The sequence below is a fragment of the Snodgrassella sp. CS2 genome (genome assembly GCF_050310315.1).
Lineage (GTDB): Bacteria > Pseudomonadota > Gammaproteobacteria > Burkholderiales > Neisseriaceae > Snodgrassella > Snodgrassella alvi_E.
The window spans coordinates 511,223-528,390 of the sequence record NZ_JBNPBA010000001.1 but is presented as its reverse complement, the minus strand read 5'-3'; the positions used below and the strand labels follow the sequence as shown (position 1 = coordinate 528,390).

The window sequence follows — 17,168 nt, the reverse complement described above, 5'->3', positions numbered from 1 at the left end:
ATGGATAAATAATTATTTAAATCATGTGTATAAATATTATTTTTAATTTTGTGCGGTTTTTTTCTTGCCAAGAAGCAAATTATTGCGTATTATCGCGCTTCTTGATTTTCGGTGACTCTTAAACGAGTTCGAAAGCAGTGCACCCGTAGCTCAGTTGGATAGAGTATCTGGCTACGAACCAGAGGGTCGGGCGTTCGAATCGCTCCGGGTGCACCATCAAGCTAACGCGCCCATCGTCTAGCGGTTAGGACATCGCCCTTTCACGGCGGTAACCGGGGTTCGATTCCCCGTGGGCGTGCCAGATGCTAAAAACCTGTTTGATTGTTCAAACAGGTTTTTTTTATTTTCTTATCTAGAAAAAAGAATAATCTGACTATTCGTAGGTAATAAAATACAGATAAAATGACGCATTTGGGATAAATATTTGAAATATTAAATAATTTATGATTGTCATAAAGTCAGGCTGAAATCATAATGGCATTTTATAAATGAGATATATATCTGCTAACGTAGAATATATGTTTATCAGTTATGCTTGAAGCTATTACTGTTGAATAACGGCCACTTGAAACCAATTTCGGATTTTGTCTTAACCGATGATAGTTGCTGGTTTGCTTTCCCAAATATCATTCAAGTATAAGATGGCATAAAAAAAGAAATAATTTTAAAAAATATATAAATACAAATGGTATTAATATATTGATAAATAATGAAATCATTATAATTATATTCAATAATCCTAAACAATTCATTCAGACATCGATAGATAAAACGAGCTAAAGAATGCACAGATTAATCTTGAGCGGAATTTTGAACTTATAAATGATGAAAAACTTAAAAAGGGATCAATTTTTCTAAAAATTGTGTGCAAGCAAAGTGTTAGTAAAATTTTAAATCCGGTAACCATCATCCTTTATACACCGAGATAAGCAGCTCGTTGTGCCAGCCAGCGCTGTAAATGCTTTCTGACCACTTGTGGTTGCTGATTAATCAGCAGTGGTGCCAGATTGCGGGCTTTTTCCAGTAAGGGCAAGTCCTCTTCCAAATTTGCAAAACGCAGCATTGGTACACCGCTTTGACGCGCGCCAAGAAACTCTCCCGGTCCACGGATATTTAAATCCTGCCGAGCAATCTCAAATCCATCGGTATTTTCATAAATCACTTTCAAACGGGCTTTTGCCAAATCGCTCAACGGTTCACTAAACAATAAAACACAGCGACTGGCCGCAGAACCACGACCCACACGACCACGTAGCTGATGCAGCTGCGCTAGCCCCATCCGTTCTGCATGTTCAATGACCATCAAGCTGGCATTTGGGACATCTACACCCACTTCAATGACCGTTGTGGCTACCAGCACCTGTATCGTGCCAGCCGCAAATGCGGCCATCACTTCTGCTTTTTCCGTCGATTTCATGCGCCCATGTATCAGGCCAATGTTTAGCTGGGGTAGTGCCGCTTGTAACTGGGCAACGGTATCAACTGCCGTCTGTAACTGTAATGTTTCCGACTCTTCAATTAAAGGGCACACCCAGTACACTTGCCGACCCTGAATGCAGGTATGTTGTACCAGTTTTTCCACTTCCTGCCGACGAGTACTGTTGACCAGTCGGGTCACTATAGGGGTGCGTCCCGGTGGTAATTCATCAATAACTGAGACGTCCAGATCAGCAAAGAAGCTCATGGCTAATGTGCGTGGTATCGGTGTAGCAGACATCATCAACTGATGTACGTCACTGCCCTTATTTTTCAGTGCTAAACGTTGAGCTACGCCAAAGCGGTGCTGTTCATCAACAATGACTAAACCCAAATTATGAAACGAAACATCTTCCTGAAACAGGGCATGTGTACCTACAGCGAGTTGCAATGTTCCATTCGCCAGCTCTGTTTTGGTGTTTTCTCTAGCTTTTTTGCGCACACTGCCCGAGAGCCAGCCAACTGTTATCCCTTGAGAGGCAAACCATTGTTGAAATTTCAGATAATGTTGTTCTGCCAAAATTTCCGTGGGCGCCATTATTGCAACCTGAAAACCTGCTTCCACCGCAATAGCGGCGGCCAGTGCACATACAATGGTTTTACCACTGCCTACATCTCCCTGTAATAGACGATGCATTGGATGTGTTTGTGCCAGATCGGTTTTGATTTCATTAATAGCACGTTGCTGGGCACTGGTTAAAGCAAAACCTAAATTTGTCTGTAGAAGCTTGCTGATGTGTCCATTACCAGATAGAGCTGCAGCATGTCCATTTAATCGCTGCTGGCGTGCCAGCCGCATCGATAGTTGCTGTGCCAGTAACTCATCAAATTTCAATCGTTGCCAGGCAGGTAAAGTGCCTTGATGTAAATCCTGTACTGAGTATTCTGGTGGAGGAGAATGCAGAAATTTCAGACTTTGTAATAATGGTGGTAAGTGCAATTGCTGCAATAGTTCATCAGGTAATGTATCGTCGTCAGGCAGATGTTTCAGTGCGGCCTGAATCAGCCGTCGCAATGCAGGTTGATTCAGGCCATTAACCGTGGGATAAACAGGAGTTAGACTTTCTGATAGTCCTTGCTCAATATCAGTGCGGATTTTTGGATGCACCATTTCATCACCAAAAAAACCGTGTCTGATTTCTCCCAACGCCCGAATCACTTTCCCTTCTGCTAGTTGCTTTTGCTGACTGGGGTAAAAGTGAATAAATCGCAGATACAGAACATGTCCGGATAAATCTTGTACTTGTACGATTAACTGCTTACGGGGACGAAACTGGATTTGCTGATGAGTGACCGTGGCTTCAATCTGTACGGGAATACCGGCACGAGCATCGGCAATTGGGGTAATATGAGTTTCATCCTCATAGCGTAAAGGCAGATGCAGAGCCAGATCCCAGATATTATTGATATTGAGCTTGGCCAGTTTAGCCTGCGTGGCGGTACTGACAGGGAAAGGAAAATCTGCTGTAGACATGGTCAGACAGTTAAAAAACAGGAAATATCCTAGTTAACATAACACGATTACACGCATCATGCTATTCCTGCTGATACCATGTAGATGTAATAATTAAGAAACTTTGGCTGCCAAATAGTTTTTTATGAGCAAAACCAGAAATAGAGTTATATTAAGTATAAAAAAATACCCGTTTTACAGATCGAGTTTTAATTTCGCTGCAAAACGGGTAATGTTTAGACTAATTAATCTTGTCTTTCTACCTGAGATACATCACGAACAGCACCAGTATCGGCACTTGTAGTCATGGCGGCATAAGCGCGCAATGCAACGGAAACATGGCGTTGACGGTTTACCGGTTTCCATGCACGAGCACCACGGCTTTCCATTTCTGCTCGACGCTGCGCTAATTCTGCATCGGTGACTGCCAAATGTATGCGTCGCTGTGGAATGTCAATTTCAATGATATCGCCCTCATGCACCAGCCCAATATTGCCACCTTCGGCTGCTTCAGGAGAAGCATGTCCGATAGACAAACCGGATGTACCACCGGAAAAACGGCCGTCGGTGAGTAGAGCACAGGCTTTGCCCAGACCTTTGGATTTCAGGTAACTGGTCGGGTAGAGCATTTCCTGCATACCGGGCCCCCCTTTGGGACCTTCATAACGAATAACGACAACATCGCCAGCCACAACCTGATTACCCAGTATCGCTTCAACAGCCTCATCCTGACTTTCAAATACACGGGCACGGCCAGTGAATTTCAGAATGCTATCGTCCACACCGGCGGTTTTCACTACACAACCACGTTCAGCCAGATTACCAAACAACACCGCCAAACCGCCATCCTGAGAGTAGGCATGCTCTTTATCACGAATACAACCGTTTTCGCGATCTAAATCAAGCTCAGGCCAGATGCAGCTTTGTGAAAAAGCCTCAGTAGAGCGTACACCGCCCGGAGCCGCCTGATAACGGTGACGGGCATCAGTATTGGCTGGATTGCCAATGTCCCAATGTGAGATGGCTTCGGCCAATGTAGGCATATGTACAGTGTGTACACTGGTATCCAGCAAGCCGGCACGATTAAGCTGGGACAGAATGGCCATTACACCTCCGGCGCGATGGACATCTTCCATATGGTATTTTTGTGTGGCCGGTGCCACCTTGCACAGACAGGGTACATGCCGGCTCAACTGATCAATATCTGCCATTTTAAAATTCACACCAGCTTCAGTCGCAGCGGCAAGAAGGTGTAATACCGTATTGGTAGAACCTCCCATGGCAATATCCAGACTCATGGCATTATTGAACGCAGCCTTTGTTGCAATACTTCGTGGCAGCACACTGCAATCATCCTGTTCATAATAGCGTTTGGCAAGCTCAACAATTCGTCGGCCGGCCTCAAGGAACAGCTCTTTGCGTAGACTATGAGTGGCCAATAGTGAGCCATTACCGGGTAAAGATAAGCCCAGTGCCTCTGTCAGACAATTCATAGAATTAGCGGTAAACATGCCCGAACATGAACCACAGGTTGGACAGGCACTGCGCTCCACTTTAGCAACGGTTTCATCGCTGATTTTATCGTTACCGGCCTCAATCATGGCATCAATCAGATCCAGTTTGCGTGTGTGCTGCTGGCCGTCTGTAGTAGCGATAATTTTACCGGCTTCCATAGGGCCACCGGAAACAAATATAGTCGGAATATTAAGTCGCATTGATGCCATCAGCATTCCCGGAGTGATTTTGTCACAATTGGATATGCACACCAAGGCATCAGCGCAATGCGCATTAACCATATATTCAACGCTATCTGCAATCAAATCGCGTGAGGGTAGACTGTAAAGCATACCTTCATGTCCCATGGCGATACCATCATCTACGGCAATAGTATTAAATTCTTTAGCGATCCCGCCGGAACGCTCAATTACACGTGCAACCAATTGACCGATATTGTGTAGATGTACGTGGCCTGGTACAAATTGAGTAAAGGAGTTGGCAATAGCGATAATTGGTTTGCCAAAATCTTGATCGGCGACACCGGTGGCGCGCCATAGTGCACGCGCACCGGCCATATTTCGCCCGTGTGTGGATGTCTGTGAACGGTATTGTGGCATGATGCATTCCCTTGTATTGTTTTTTATATGTAAATGTAAAACAACTGCCAGCTATGGTACGCAGGCAGTTGATGTTTGTAAACTCATAGCTAAATTTTGATTACAATTGTTTTAGCCAAGTAGTCTTCAAGCGTACGATGGAAATTCTCAGTACGAAACAGTATCATCATACAAATGACATAAAAATAGTGCAATCAGATTGGGTTAATTCAATGTAGGAATGATATTTGGATAGATAATCAAATTTATTGTTAGATTAATGACTATTAGCCCAAAAAAGGCAATACATAACGCATTAAAACTGTAACTATAAACTCGGGATTGTTTCTGTTAATCACGATCACTTTTCTGCCTATTAGTTTTTGCCAAATTTTTGCCTTTTGGTACTCATTAATATACTCTGGCCAACGAAAAAGATTATAAAGGTAAAAAAACACCTAATACGATATCGAATTTTTGGGCCATTTGCTGTGGAATATTACACTAAAAAGGGAAATAAAATCGTTCCTAGCATTAATCACAGATATGAAATAAGTCAGTTAACAATAACCGTTATGGTACGTTTCTAAGGTGAAGCTAGCTCAACTTTAATTTCAGACTCATCGAATGAAAACGGCTCATATAAATATTTTGTGATTAAAAATTGGAAATTATCAGTTATATATATCGATAAAATTCAGAACCAATAACAGCTGACAATGCGTAAAATGATAATACTTATAAGAATCAACAGATGATAAAACGGTTAGCCGACTCGATATACATTAAAACCTAGTATAAACAATTATTTTAGAAATAGTTCCAAATGGTGCTGAGCTTAGTATCTTATTATTTCGTAGTGAGTTGTTATTTACTAATATTAATGTGCGCATATTATGAAAATATATATCTAGCTACAAAATTTTATTTAGCAATATATATCTTGTGGAAGCAAACGATTATTATGAAAATATGACATATTCTCTGCTCTGACATGGCAAAATAATTATGAAAAAATTGTTTTTAACTAATTTTCTTGATTTGCATAAATGTATTTGGTAATTATTGTATTAAAAACATAATTTGATTAATTATTTAAATTTATATAATAAGGTGAGTGAAAGCAAAGCATGATATGAATAAAGTTGTTTTCTATATTGATTATTTGTGAGTTGATAGAGCAGCTTATATCACTGCTCTATCTGATTTGGTTAACTGACTCACTAATGCTTGTCATCATAGTTTAAAACAGTCTATGTTGTTTTAAAAAATAAATTTATATATAAAAATATTTAGTTAATTAATACAATATTATGTTTAGTTATTAACTTTGATTACTATAGTGCGGGCTAAATAATCCTGAAGTGTACGATGGAGGGTTTTTTTTCTAAACAGCATCACTAGTAGAATAAATGGTGTCAGATATTCAAAAAAATTACTGGTTAAAGTCTTAGGAAAATTCAAGAGACCCACAAAAATAAACGTTAATATTAACGAAACAATAGTGACAATCATATTAAAAACCATTTCACGGAGTAAAACTGTACCGATAAATCCAGGATTTCGTCCATCCATGCCAATAACTTTGATATTCATCAACCGCTTGCCTAACGATTGACCTGTTTTACTCATTAATATAATTTGCCAGATTCCATAAATGGTTAGCGGTATCATTATGCATAATACAGAACCTATCAGATTATAACCTATAGATTTTGATCGAATCATTTCTATGATAAGGATGATTATTCCTGGCGTTACAACTATCGATGTCAACAGAGTATTGATGATGTAGGCGGCAATTCTGTTCCATGGACTAGCCAGCTCAACTTCTGTTTCTTTTTCAGACTGAGCATCCACGAGATTAGAAGAAAAATTTTCGAGGTTATTAGGCATAATAATTGTCTATCGGTTATTGTAAAGGATGGGTTAAGTTTATAACTCAATGCTATTATTTAAGCATTTAAAATCAAATATTCTAAAGATTGTTATTTGTTTTTCAACGTTTTGATAATTAATATTCAAAATAGTTGCTGAATTTCTATGTATTTGTTCTTAAGTTTTAGATGTAAGTGGTATGTCAACATAAGAAATAGGTGTGGCGTAATTTTTACTTAATCGACATTAATTATACAATCACAAATACAGCTGCTCATTTAGGGAGTGTAATTCTGATTCTTTCATCTTTAACGGTATTTTTAGTAGAAACAACAATGGTACCAGCCATAAAATCCTGAAATGTACGTCGGTTCCACTTTTTAATAAATACCATAGCAGGAACTAACATAAATACAAAATATCCGATACCAAATGTGATTAAACTAAAAACAATTACCAGAATTTGATAAATTAATTCACGCAAAATTACATTACGGGCAAATCCGGGATTTTCTCCATTTGTTCGGATGACCCAGATTTTAAGTATGCGTTTACCTATAGATTGTCCGTATTTGCTCATCCAGTAAATCTGCCATAAAGTATAAACAATCAGTACAATAAAGGTTAAACCAATAATAATTTTTGTGGCAGGCTGGCTTATCCAGCTCACAAAATCTAGACTTTGATACTGATGAATATCTGTTGCATTATCTGTATCGTAATCGGCTTTATCTGGGATCGATAAACACATCAGAATATATAAAGGTATAAAAATCAAAGAGGTTATTACCTGATTGATCATTACGGCGCTCATACGGAGAGCGGGGGTTGCCAGCTCCAGTCCATCTTTTGGCAGAGCAGGACAGGATTGCTGGCTTATGCCTAAATCCGAAACTGCAATTTTCATATTAGATTTATTTTGCATAAAAATTCTCAAGAAAATTATATACACTATTGTAAATATATGATGAATTTTACGCAATATATGTTAAATATTATGAATTATGATCAGTGCTCGTTTTGTAAAAAAACAGACTGTTTGTCAGTCTGCTTGTCATTCTGCAAAAATAAAATTTGTTTTAAGATATAGTTCTCAGTTCGGCAGAAAGTTTATCCAGAATCCCATTGATGAATTTGTAGCCATCAGTTCCGCCAAAGGTTTTGGTAATTTCTATAGCTTCATTAATAATGACGGGATGGGGTGTTTCTGGCATAGCGGAAAGTTCATGACAAGCCATTAACAATACAGCACGCTCCACTGGACTCAGCTCGTCTTCATGTCGGTCCAGTAGCGGGCGGATTCGTTTCATATAATCGCGCTGATTGTTATAGGCGCCGAAAAAAATCTGAGTAAATAATTCGCCGTCGGCTTTGGCAAAATACTCATTGTCACGAATATTCTGGGCAATAATGGCGGCAGATTCTTCTTTGTTTAGCTGAGCTTGATACAGAGCCTGTACTGCAAACTGACGGGCACGCCGGCGTGGAGTGATCATTGACATGTATAAGGTGTCCTTGTTCGGAAAATAATTAATATTTGGTTTTAAGCAAATTGGCCATTTCAATGGCCACCACCGCAGCTTCACTGCCTTTGTTATACATGCGTGCCAGTGCCTGTGCATCATTTTCGGTGGTAAGAATGGCATTGGCAATCGGAATTTGGTGTTCTTGACTGATTCGGGATACGCCTGCGGCAGCTTCATTGGATACCAGTTCGAAATGGTAGGTTTCACCACGAATCACTACGCCAATAGCCACTAAAGCGTCAAATTTTCCGCTGCGAGCCATGCTTTGTAATACCAGAGGTACTTCCAATGCACCGGGAACTGTGGCCAGTGTGATATCGTTATCGTTTACCCCTAGTTTAACCAGACGATCAGTGCAGGCTTTAACCAGTTCTACGCCAATCGGATTGGTAAAACGTGCCTGTACAATGCCGATATGCAGACCGGTACCATTATGTTCTGGGGTAATGATATTCATTTGATTTCCTTTTGTCAGTTTAGCCAGAAGCGTAAAGTGTAAGAACAGACAAATATGTTCACGCTCTTACAACGCTAATGCTGGTATTTATCGGACTGATTTTACCGAATTTGATGATGGGGTGGAATGCCTATGCGGTTTTTTTCGGATTGTGTCTGGGTTTGAGTGAACCCAGATAGATGGCTAGAAGAGTTAAAGCTGTTCCTGTCCATTGGACTGCGTTAATGGGTTTATTGAGGATAAAAAAGTCTATTAATATGGCAGCCACTGGTTCGCTCAGTAATAACAGTCCGGTTAAGGTTAATGATAGGAGGGGTACGGCATAGGCAATCAATCCCCATGCAAAACATTGCATGACTACGCCGTAAATCATTATCAGCAGCACATCTTTCATGTTTGATGGCCAAAAACGATGAGTGTCTATCAGAATGCTGGGTACAATTAATGCAGCTACTGCCCCTACGCTTACCAGCAGCATGAGTGGAAATAATGAAACTGGTTCTGCCTGATGTGCCTGCCGGATACAGGCCATAGAGGCAGCCATGGCAGCGCCTGAAATCAGGCCGATAAATATGCCGTATCCGCCATGGCTGTTGTGATGCAGCTCAGGATGGGCAATGAGTATAATGCCGATTACAGACAACAGCATGCTGAATAATTGTAGTTTACTCTGTCGTTCACCGAAGAAAAACCATGCGATGGCAGCTAGAAAAAAAATCTGCATGCTGTTGAGTAAAGTAGAAATCCCAGGCCCAACAGCGTGAATACTTTCATGCCAGAAAGCCAGATCGAAACCTAAAAATACGCCGGACAGAATACAAAACCGTTTAGCCGTACCGCTAGTTGGTAATTTTTGTCCAAAATGTCGGCTGAGCAGCAAAAAAACGATACCACCTATGAATACGCGCCACAGGGCTACGGCATAGGAACCAATTGAAACAAATTTGACAATCAGACTGCCGAGCCCGAAAACCACGCAGCCAACAGTTAAACCGGAAGCAGCCCATTTTTGTGGGGTGAGTTGCATGAAATTCTATCCTTGAAAGCCACATTACAATAGGCTGTCCGAATTATCTGATGGCAGCAGATGATGACATCAGATAATTCGGACAGCCTGAGGGTGCGTATTGTATTTCAAATAGCCTACTAAAATATATACTTGTTTCGTAAAGAAATATTATTTAGCTGGTTCTTCAAATCCGGATACTTCAAGACCAAAACCATTCAAACCGGTAAAGGCTGATGGCTTACCCATTACTCGCATACGTTTTACTTTAAGTCCGGCTAGTATTTGTGCGCCTATGCCATAGGTTTTGCTGTCCCATTGTCTGGCCTGATGAGTGCCTTTTGGTAAAGTACGGTCGAGCAGGGTAGCACCGGTTTCGGTTCGATGCATAAGAATAATTACGCCGGCATCTGCTTGCTGAATGCGAGCCATGGCTTCCGGTAGTGGCCATGTGTGTAGCTGATTTGGTTGTAAAAAATCCATGGCGCTGAATGGTTCGTGTACCCGAACCAATACTTCATCTGCTGTTTCTGGATTGCCTTTTACCAATGCTAGATGAGTTTCTCCTGATAGCTGATCTACATACACATGCTGAGTGAAATCACCCCATGTGGTATGAATGGTGTTGACACCCAATTCTTCTATCAAACTTTCATGGCGGCTGCGGTACTCTATCAGATCAGCAATCGTTCCGATTTTAATGTTGTGTTTTTCAGCAAAAATCTTTAGTTCCGGCATCCTTGCCATGGTACCGTCATCATTGATGATTTCACAGATAACGGCTGCTGGAATCAGACCAGCCAGTTTGGCTAGATCAACGCTGGCTTCAGTATGGCCGGTACGTACCAACACCCCACCTTTTTGTGCACGCAGTGGGAAAATATGGCCTGGTTGTACAATATCTTCTGCCTTTGCGGCTGGTGAAACAGCTGCCTGTACGGTATGAGCCCGGTCTGCGGCAGAAATACCGGTAGTGATACCATGAGCTGCTTCAATGGAAACGGTGAAATTGGTGCCATACTGGGCACCATTATTCTGAGTCATCAGGGGCAGGCGTAGACGGTCTACAATTTCTTCTTCTAAAGGTAGGCATACGAGTCCGCGGGCGTACTTAATCATAAAATTGATGGCTTCCGGCGTAACAAATTGTGCCGCCATAATTAAATCGCCTTCGTTTTCACGGTCTTCTGCATCAGTAAGAATAACCATTTTGCCTGCTTTAATGTCGGCAATAATTTCTGGAATGGTGGCAATGCTCATGATGTTTTCAACGCTCCCTTGGCAAAATAATGTGTATTTTACTCCTGATTAGGTGATACCGGATGCTTTAATCTGCACTACTCGCGATGACTTGTGTAGATAGGCTGCAATAAGCTCTTGCCGCTTTGTTGTTTGTTGGAATATGCAGACTATTGAAATATCAGTTAATACAAAAAATACAAAATTTTGTTTCTTCTTTGGTTTACGATATTTTATCGCAGTGTTTATAAATATTTTATTGTTAGGTCGTTCTTCAGGTTTTTATTCAGGAATGTTTGGGATGTTTGGTCTATTGGATAATCTGTATCCCCTTTGAAATACCATCAGGTTAGATAGACCGCCAAACAAGCTGCGGGCAAAATTAGAAAACCACTACCAATAAAATAATATTAAAGATAATAGAGTATTGAGTATACTGCCAATACAACCGATTACAACTGTTAATTTATAAAAATATTGAATTTTGTTTCAAAAATCCAGACGGTTATTATGTGTCTTAGTATTGATACGGCACAAAAATTGATAATGCTAATATATTATTCATGTAATTTGGTTTGGGGATGGTAATTATTTCTATCATCAATTTTGCAATCATCATGCAATTGTTCAACTCAAACAAACTTAAATCAATAGGCCAAGCGCTGATAACTATAATTAAAAAAAGAACCTGATAATTAAATAAGAAAACCTTTTTATTATATTCTATTGTTATTTTGCTTCTCGCTTTTTAGCATTTAATTTAAATCCGATAAAGAATTATGTTGAATGAAGTTTTCTCGCAAGCAGTTTATCTTGTACTGTGTTTTTATATTTAAATAATACCATACCAATATAATTTAAAATAATTTATATGATTTGTTATTCAAGCTTAAATTTGGTTTGATTGGTTAGACAATTCATCTATTTCTCGAATGCTTTATTTTTAAAAAGAAAAATTAAATATATTTGAAATTTGATTAATATTATATTTTGACTAAGAATAAATTTTGATTTTAGAAATTTCTTGTATTAAGTTTTTAATCATGCATTGGTGTAACTGACATTGATTTGTTTAAAAACATTAATATATACACTGTATCAAATAGGAAAGATATGATAAATCATCATAAATCTATAACTATTATTCACGCATATTTTTTTCACTGAATGCTTACGCTCTCATAAAACTATATTTGATAAAGCGATTAAACAGAAAACTAAGTTAAGATTATCTTTATTTTAATTCACTAGAATAGTTATAAAATATATTAGCTTGGATATTAATAAAATTCTTATAAAGTATTTTTAACCACCTCATAAAACATTTTTGCTGAGGTGGTTGAATGTTTTAATATTTAGGATTTGGACCGTATTCATTATCACCCGGTGTGGAGTCCAATAGGTTGAAGATAAATATTACTAGTGGGCCAATTAAAGGAATTAAGTTTAATAAAATCCACCAGCCAGAACGACTGATATCGTGTAATCGACGCACTTGTACCGCTAATGAAGGTATAAAAAATATTAAAAGTAAAATCAATTGAAGCGCTTTTATGGCTGTACTAGATTTTCCAACTCCCATAAAACCTGCGATGACGCCTATACCGATACAAATTATGTAAAGAAACAAGATAAACAACCAGTATTCTTTACGACGGGCTCGACCTTGGAAATTAAAATAATTTGTGGTCATACAGCTGATAAACCATTCCATAACAATAAGTATCCTAGTGTAAAATAATTAAAAATTGCAATAGCTTTATTATTTTAAATATAATTAATAATATATAGTAATTATTTACAAATATTATCATTTAATGGTTTGGATTGTTGTTCTTTTCTAATGTTCAGGTTTTCCGTCTGCCTTTTTTTATTAAATAGTAATGGCTGATAAAAATGCTTTAAAACGGGGTTTAAAAATTTGGTGTAGCAATGAATTTATTGTTTATGCATGCAATTGCATATATTTTTGCACGGTATCTACAATTGCCTGTGTCTGAGCATCTATCTCTAGATTGATGCAATCGTTTACCTGACATCTTCCAAAAAGTGTCCTGTTCATGGTTTCAGGTATCAGGTGGACATTGAATTCTTCTGTGGTTACCTCACCGATTGTGAGGCTGCATCCATTTAAACCAATAAAGCCTTTGGTGAGAATATAGGGAGCGGCCTTAGCTGGTAGTTTGAACCAGACAGTCCGATTTGGCGGGGTATCGTCAATGCGGGTTATGCTTGTAGTAGTAAAAATATGTCCGCTCATGATATGGCCACCAATTTCATCACCATAACGGGCGGCGCGTTCAATGTTTACGGCATCACCGATATTTAGTTGGCCGAGATTGGTTCTGGCCAAGCTTTCTGCCATTATATCGAAAGAGACTTCATCACCTTTAATAGCCGTGATGGTGAGGCAGCAGCCATTGTTGGCTACGGAGGCACCGATAGAGAGGCTGTCGCTGGCGCCTTGTGGCAGGCGTACTTGTATAGTGCGCAATTTCTGCTTTTCGCTGATGGCGGTGACGATACCTAATCCTTGTACGATGCCTGTAAACATTGATGCTAACTTTCTAAGATATTTAAACGGTTGGTTTGTGTTTGGCTTTAGCTGCTTTTAAGCGTGCTTCCTTACGGATGGCACCTTCCTGAAAACGGCGCGCCTGTTCATCAGTGCCGATACATAATGGTGGTACTTTAGTAGGTTTACCGTTTTTATCGACGGCTACCATGCTGAAATAACAGCTATTAGTATGGCGGGCACTACGGTGTTGGATATCCTGTGCTTCTACCCGTATGCCTACTTCCATCGAAGTACGGCCTACATGATTGACAGAAGCATAAAAGGTCACCAACTCACCTACATGGATGGGCTCTTTAAAAATTACCTGATCCACGGACAGGGTCACGACGTATTCGCCAGAATAGCGGCTGGCACAGGCATAGGCTACCTGATCTAGCAATTTGAGTAAATCACCGCCATGAACGTTACCATGAAAATTTGCCAATGCTGGTGTCATAAGTACGGACATAGATAGCTGATGCTGTGCACCTTGCGGTGGTAAGGGTGTAGGAACCATTGTTTTACCTTTGATATGTGTGTTTATATGTGAATAATTGTCTTTCTTTGAAGACTGTGTGTAATTATAAAAGCTGGTAAAGGTTATAACCAGTGGCGCCGGTAAAAATAAATTAACAGGCTAACGATAATGGTTGCCATCAGGCCAAGGACGATATAGTACCCATAGTGCCAGTGCAGCTCGGGGATGTTATCAAAATTCATCCCATATATGCCGGTGAGGACATTCAGAGGCATGACAATGATGGTAATTACAGTGAGCATGCGCATTTGTTCGTTAAGGTGGTTGGACTGATAGGATAGGTGTACATCCATCATGCCTGTTACAGTGTCGCGTGCGCTGTCGAGTGTTTCCATCAGTTGCTGCGTATGGTCGTAGACGTCAAGTAAATAGACGTGTATATCTTGGCTGAATAAAGAAAATTCATTATGTACGATGCGGCCGATGATATCGCGTATGGGTGAGAGGGTACGGCGTAGGCTGATGGCATCGCGTTTGAGCTGATGAATGGACATTAATAGGTTTTTGTTGCTGTTGCTAAATAGGCGTTTGTCTAGTCCTTCTACGCGGTTATCAAATTCATCTACAGTTACAAAATAATCGTCTACTATACGGTCCAGTAATGAATAAGCCAGAAAATCAATGCCTTTGCTGTAAATGCTACTGTAATTATGCTGGATGTACTTGCGAATGATATGTAGTAACCCTAATGGTTCGAACTGAAAGGTGATGATGTAGTTTTGGCCAATGATGAGATAAATTTGGTTGTACTGAAGTTTCTGCTTTTTATAGACAAAAATACGTGCAGCAACGAATAGATAGTGACCGTAGTCTTCAATTTTTGGGCGTTGTTTACGGCTGAGTATATCTTCCATCGCCAGTTCGTGGATGTTGAAAGGCTGTAATAACTCATGTAATTGGTCGTTATCTGTTATACCGACAAGATGAATCCAGGTCAGGCTGTCTTTGCTGAGAGCCGGTATGTTTTCTGTGCGGATATCAGCTTCGGTGTAGGTGTGGTTGAGAAACTGGCTGGCATTAATCTGAATGATGGTCATGGATTGTGCCGGCATGTTGCTCACGTTGCTACGATGAACCAGACTGGGTAGGTTGTGGGTCTGAACCAGTTTGTTACTGGAAACATGTTGCGGTGTACTCATGGAACAACCTCACTGAACAGGTTTCAGATAGCCTTAATTTCAAGCTGCAGTCCTATTTTCTGCCATAGAGCAGATTCCTGCAATAAGGCACTGGCGGTTAGCGGATTATGTTGTAACCATTCTTTGTCAAGACTGATGAGTAGCTGATGGCTGTTTTTGTGATAGTGGATGTCACAGTGATTTACGGGTATCTGTATATCCTGTCTTGCACGGCAAAATAGTACTGCTAGCCGCAGTGACAAGATACCAAGCCATAGCATTTCCTGCTGGCTAAATTCGGCTATTTTACGCAGGTCGCCACGTTGTCCCAATACGAGCGTGGCCAATATATGTTGTTCTTTGCGCGAAAAGCCGGGCATATCTGCCTGATCCAGTATGTATGCAGCGTGCTTATGAAAGCCTGTGTGTGAAATATCTAGCCCGATTTCATGAAGTAATGCTGCCCAGCGAACGTACTGCTGCCATTGCTCTGAATGGTCTGAGCTGATGGAGGCGGTGAGGTGGCTAAATATCATTTGCGCCAAAGTGGCAACTCTCTGTGCCTGAATAGTATCTACATGGTAACGTTTCTGGAAGTCAGCAATGGTTTGGTTGCGCATATCATCGCCCAGCTGGCGACCAATCATGTCGTAGAATACGCCATCGCGTAGAGCGGCATCGGTGATGGTCATTTCGCGGATGTTGAGCTCGGCAAAAGCTGCTGTCATTACAGCTAACCCGCCGGCAAAAACTTCTAGGCGATCAGGTTTTAATCCTTCTAGTCTGGCTTTTTTGGTACTGCCGGCGGTGATGATACGGCAGGCAATTTTCTGCATCTGTGCTGCAGTAATGGCATCAATAGATTCATCTCCAGCGGCGATAACATCGCGGATGGAACGGGCTGAACCCGATGTTCCAATAGCATAGCCCCAGCCAATATTTTTGAGTGCTACAGAGATGCGCTGTATTTCGGCACGTGCGCTATTGACGGCGGCCTGAAAATTTTTGTTATTTATTTTGCCTCGTGGAAAAAAACGCATACTGTAGGAAACACAGCCGAGGCTAAGGCTTTCGGTGATGGCAGGCTGTAATTCATGCCCGATGACAAATTCAGTTGAACCGCCACCAATATCGATAACCAGCATGTTTTCGCCTTTAGGTGGCAGGGTGTGAACCACACCAGTGTAAATCAGGCGTGCTTCTTCGCGTCCGGCAATGATGTCGATGGGAAAACCCAGTTTGGCTTCGGCAAGAGGCATAAACTGGCTTATGTTTTTGGCTACTCGGAAAGTATTGGTGGCCACAGCACGTACCTGATCGGGACTAAAACCCCGCAACCGTTCACCGAATCTGGCCAGACAGTCGAGGGCGCGTTGTTGCGAAGACTGATCAAGATTTTTCTGTTCATCAAGACCTGCAGCTAGACGCACCATTTCCTTGATGGAATCGACTACCTGTAAATGGCCATTCTGGTTATGACAAATTTGCAGACGAAAGCTGTTTGAACCAAGGTCTACGGTGGCGAGCATATCTTGCGCGGTCATAATGAAGATGTTTTAACTTTAGACAGACGTAATGTTACCTTATCGTTGTGATAACTGCTATGAATGGCTGTGTGGTGATATGCTTATCGCAAAAAAAGATACACTTCTGATTTTTTGTTATGAAGATGTGTGATGAATGAGGATATTTGAAAAAAGTCCAGTGCTGCGAAATTGGCTGCAGACAATTTGCTTGGTTCTAAGCTGAATATGTTGGCTGGCTTTAAGCTGCTTTTGTTTATGCTGGATGCAGCTATATTGAAAATAAGACCGCCACACATTCAGG

At 40.5% G+C, this 17,168-nt stretch carries 13 protein-coding genes and 2 tRNA genes; 2 read left to right on the top strand and 13 right to left on the bottom strand.

Translation table 11 applies throughout. From position 1 onward, the window contains the following. Window positions 1-139: 139 nt before the first annotated feature. Together ACQP6D_RS02510 and ACQP6D_RS02505 are read left to right on the top strand one after the other, a co-directional pair. A tRNA-Arg gene (locus ACQP6D_RS02510) sits at window positions 140-216 on the top strand. Window positions 217-226: 10 nt separating this feature from the next. Beyond that, window positions 227-301 (top strand) — tRNA-Glu (locus tag ACQP6D_RS02505). 612 nt (window positions 302-913) lie between these two features. Here the strand turns inward: ACQP6D_RS02505 and recG are convergent. From recG to ppx, 13 genes are all read right to left on the bottom strand, one after another. Then, window positions 914-2,950 carry an ATP-dependent DNA helicase RecG gene (gene recG / locus ACQP6D_RS02500; protein WP_427857338.1) on the bottom strand — a complete coding sequence of 679 codons (2,037 nt, stop codon included), beginning with the start codon at window positions 2,948-2,950 and terminating at the stop codon, window positions 914-916. A gap of 224 nt (window positions 2,951-3,174) precedes the next feature. After that, window positions 3,175-5,043, bottom strand: coding sequence for a dihydroxy-acid dehydratase (gene ilvD, locus ACQP6D_RS02495; protein ID WP_427857337.1), 1,869 nt, complete (start codon window positions 5,041-5,043; stop codon window positions 3,175-3,177). A 1,296-nt stretch (window positions 5,044-6,339) separates the two neighbouring features. Further along, window positions 6,340-6,918, bottom strand: coding sequence for an RDD family protein (locus tag ACQP6D_RS02490; RefSeq protein WP_370386424.1), 579 nt, complete (start codon window positions 6,916-6,918; stop codon window positions 6,340-6,342). A gap of 256 nt (window positions 6,919-7,174) precedes the next feature. Continuing rightward, window positions 7,175-7,825, bottom strand: a complete 651-nt coding sequence (locus ACQP6D_RS02485; protein WP_427857336.1) for an RDD family protein — start codon at window positions 7,823-7,825, stop codon at window positions 7,175-7,177. A 154-nt stretch (window positions 7,826-7,979) separates the two neighbouring features. Next, window positions 7,980-8,396 carry a transcription antitermination factor NusB gene (gene nusB, locus ACQP6D_RS02480; RefSeq protein WP_367442352.1) on the bottom strand — a complete coding sequence of 139 codons (417 nt, stop codon included), beginning with the start codon at window positions 8,394-8,396 and terminating at the stop codon, window positions 7,980-7,982. A 34-nt stretch (window positions 8,397-8,430) separates the two neighbouring features. Continuing rightward, window positions 8,431-8,883: a 6,7-dimethyl-8-ribityllumazine synthase gene (gene ribH / locus ACQP6D_RS02475; protein ID WP_427857335.1), complete on the bottom strand. Its 453-nt coding sequence runs from the start codon at window positions 8,881-8,883 to the stop codon at window positions 8,431-8,433. 130 nt (window positions 8,884-9,013) lie between these two features. Next, window positions 9,014-9,910 (bottom strand): DMT family transporter, encoded by an 897-nt coding sequence (locus ACQP6D_RS02470; RefSeq protein WP_427857334.1) that lies wholly within the window; start codon window positions 9,908-9,910, stop codon window positions 9,014-9,016. A gap of 150 nt (window positions 9,911-10,060) precedes the next feature. Next, window positions 10,061-11,149 carry a bifunctional 3,4-dihydroxy-2-butanone-4-phosphate synthase/GTP cyclohydrolase II gene (gene ribBA, locus ACQP6D_RS02465; RefSeq protein WP_370386422.1) on the bottom strand — a complete coding sequence of 363 codons (1,089 nt, stop codon included), beginning with the start codon at window positions 11,147-11,149 and terminating at the stop codon, window positions 10,061-10,063. Between the two features lie 1,327 nt (window positions 11,150-12,476). Next, window positions 12,477-12,842: a DUF805 domain-containing protein gene (locus tag ACQP6D_RS02460; protein ID WP_367441339.1), complete on the bottom strand. Its 366-nt coding sequence runs from the start codon at window positions 12,840-12,842 to the stop codon at window positions 12,477-12,479. A 231-nt stretch (window positions 12,843-13,073) separates the two neighbouring features. Further along, complete coding sequence (locus ACQP6D_RS02455) at window positions 13,074-13,682, bottom strand: riboflavin synthase subunit alpha (protein WP_371688363.1); 609 nt, start codon at window positions 13,680-13,682, stop codon at window positions 13,074-13,076. Between the two features lie 22 nt (window positions 13,683-13,704). Beyond that, on the bottom strand, window positions 13,705-14,202 hold the full coding sequence (locus tag ACQP6D_RS02450; RefSeq protein WP_371688362.1) for an acyl-CoA thioesterase: 498 nt from the start codon (window positions 14,200-14,202) through the stop codon (window positions 13,705-13,707). Between the two features lie 83 nt (window positions 14,203-14,285). Further along, window positions 14,286-15,362: a magnesium/cobalt transporter CorA gene (corA, locus tag ACQP6D_RS02445; RefSeq protein WP_267403696.1), complete on the bottom strand. Its 1,077-nt coding sequence runs from the start codon at window positions 15,360-15,362 to the stop codon at window positions 14,286-14,288. Window positions 15,363-15,385: 23 nt separating this feature from the next. Then, entirely contained in the window at window positions 15,386-16,885 is a 1,500-nt protein-coding gene (ppx, locus tag ACQP6D_RS02440) for an exopolyphosphatase (protein WP_371688361.1), read from the bottom strand. Window positions 16,886-17,168: the final 283 nt, after the last annotated feature.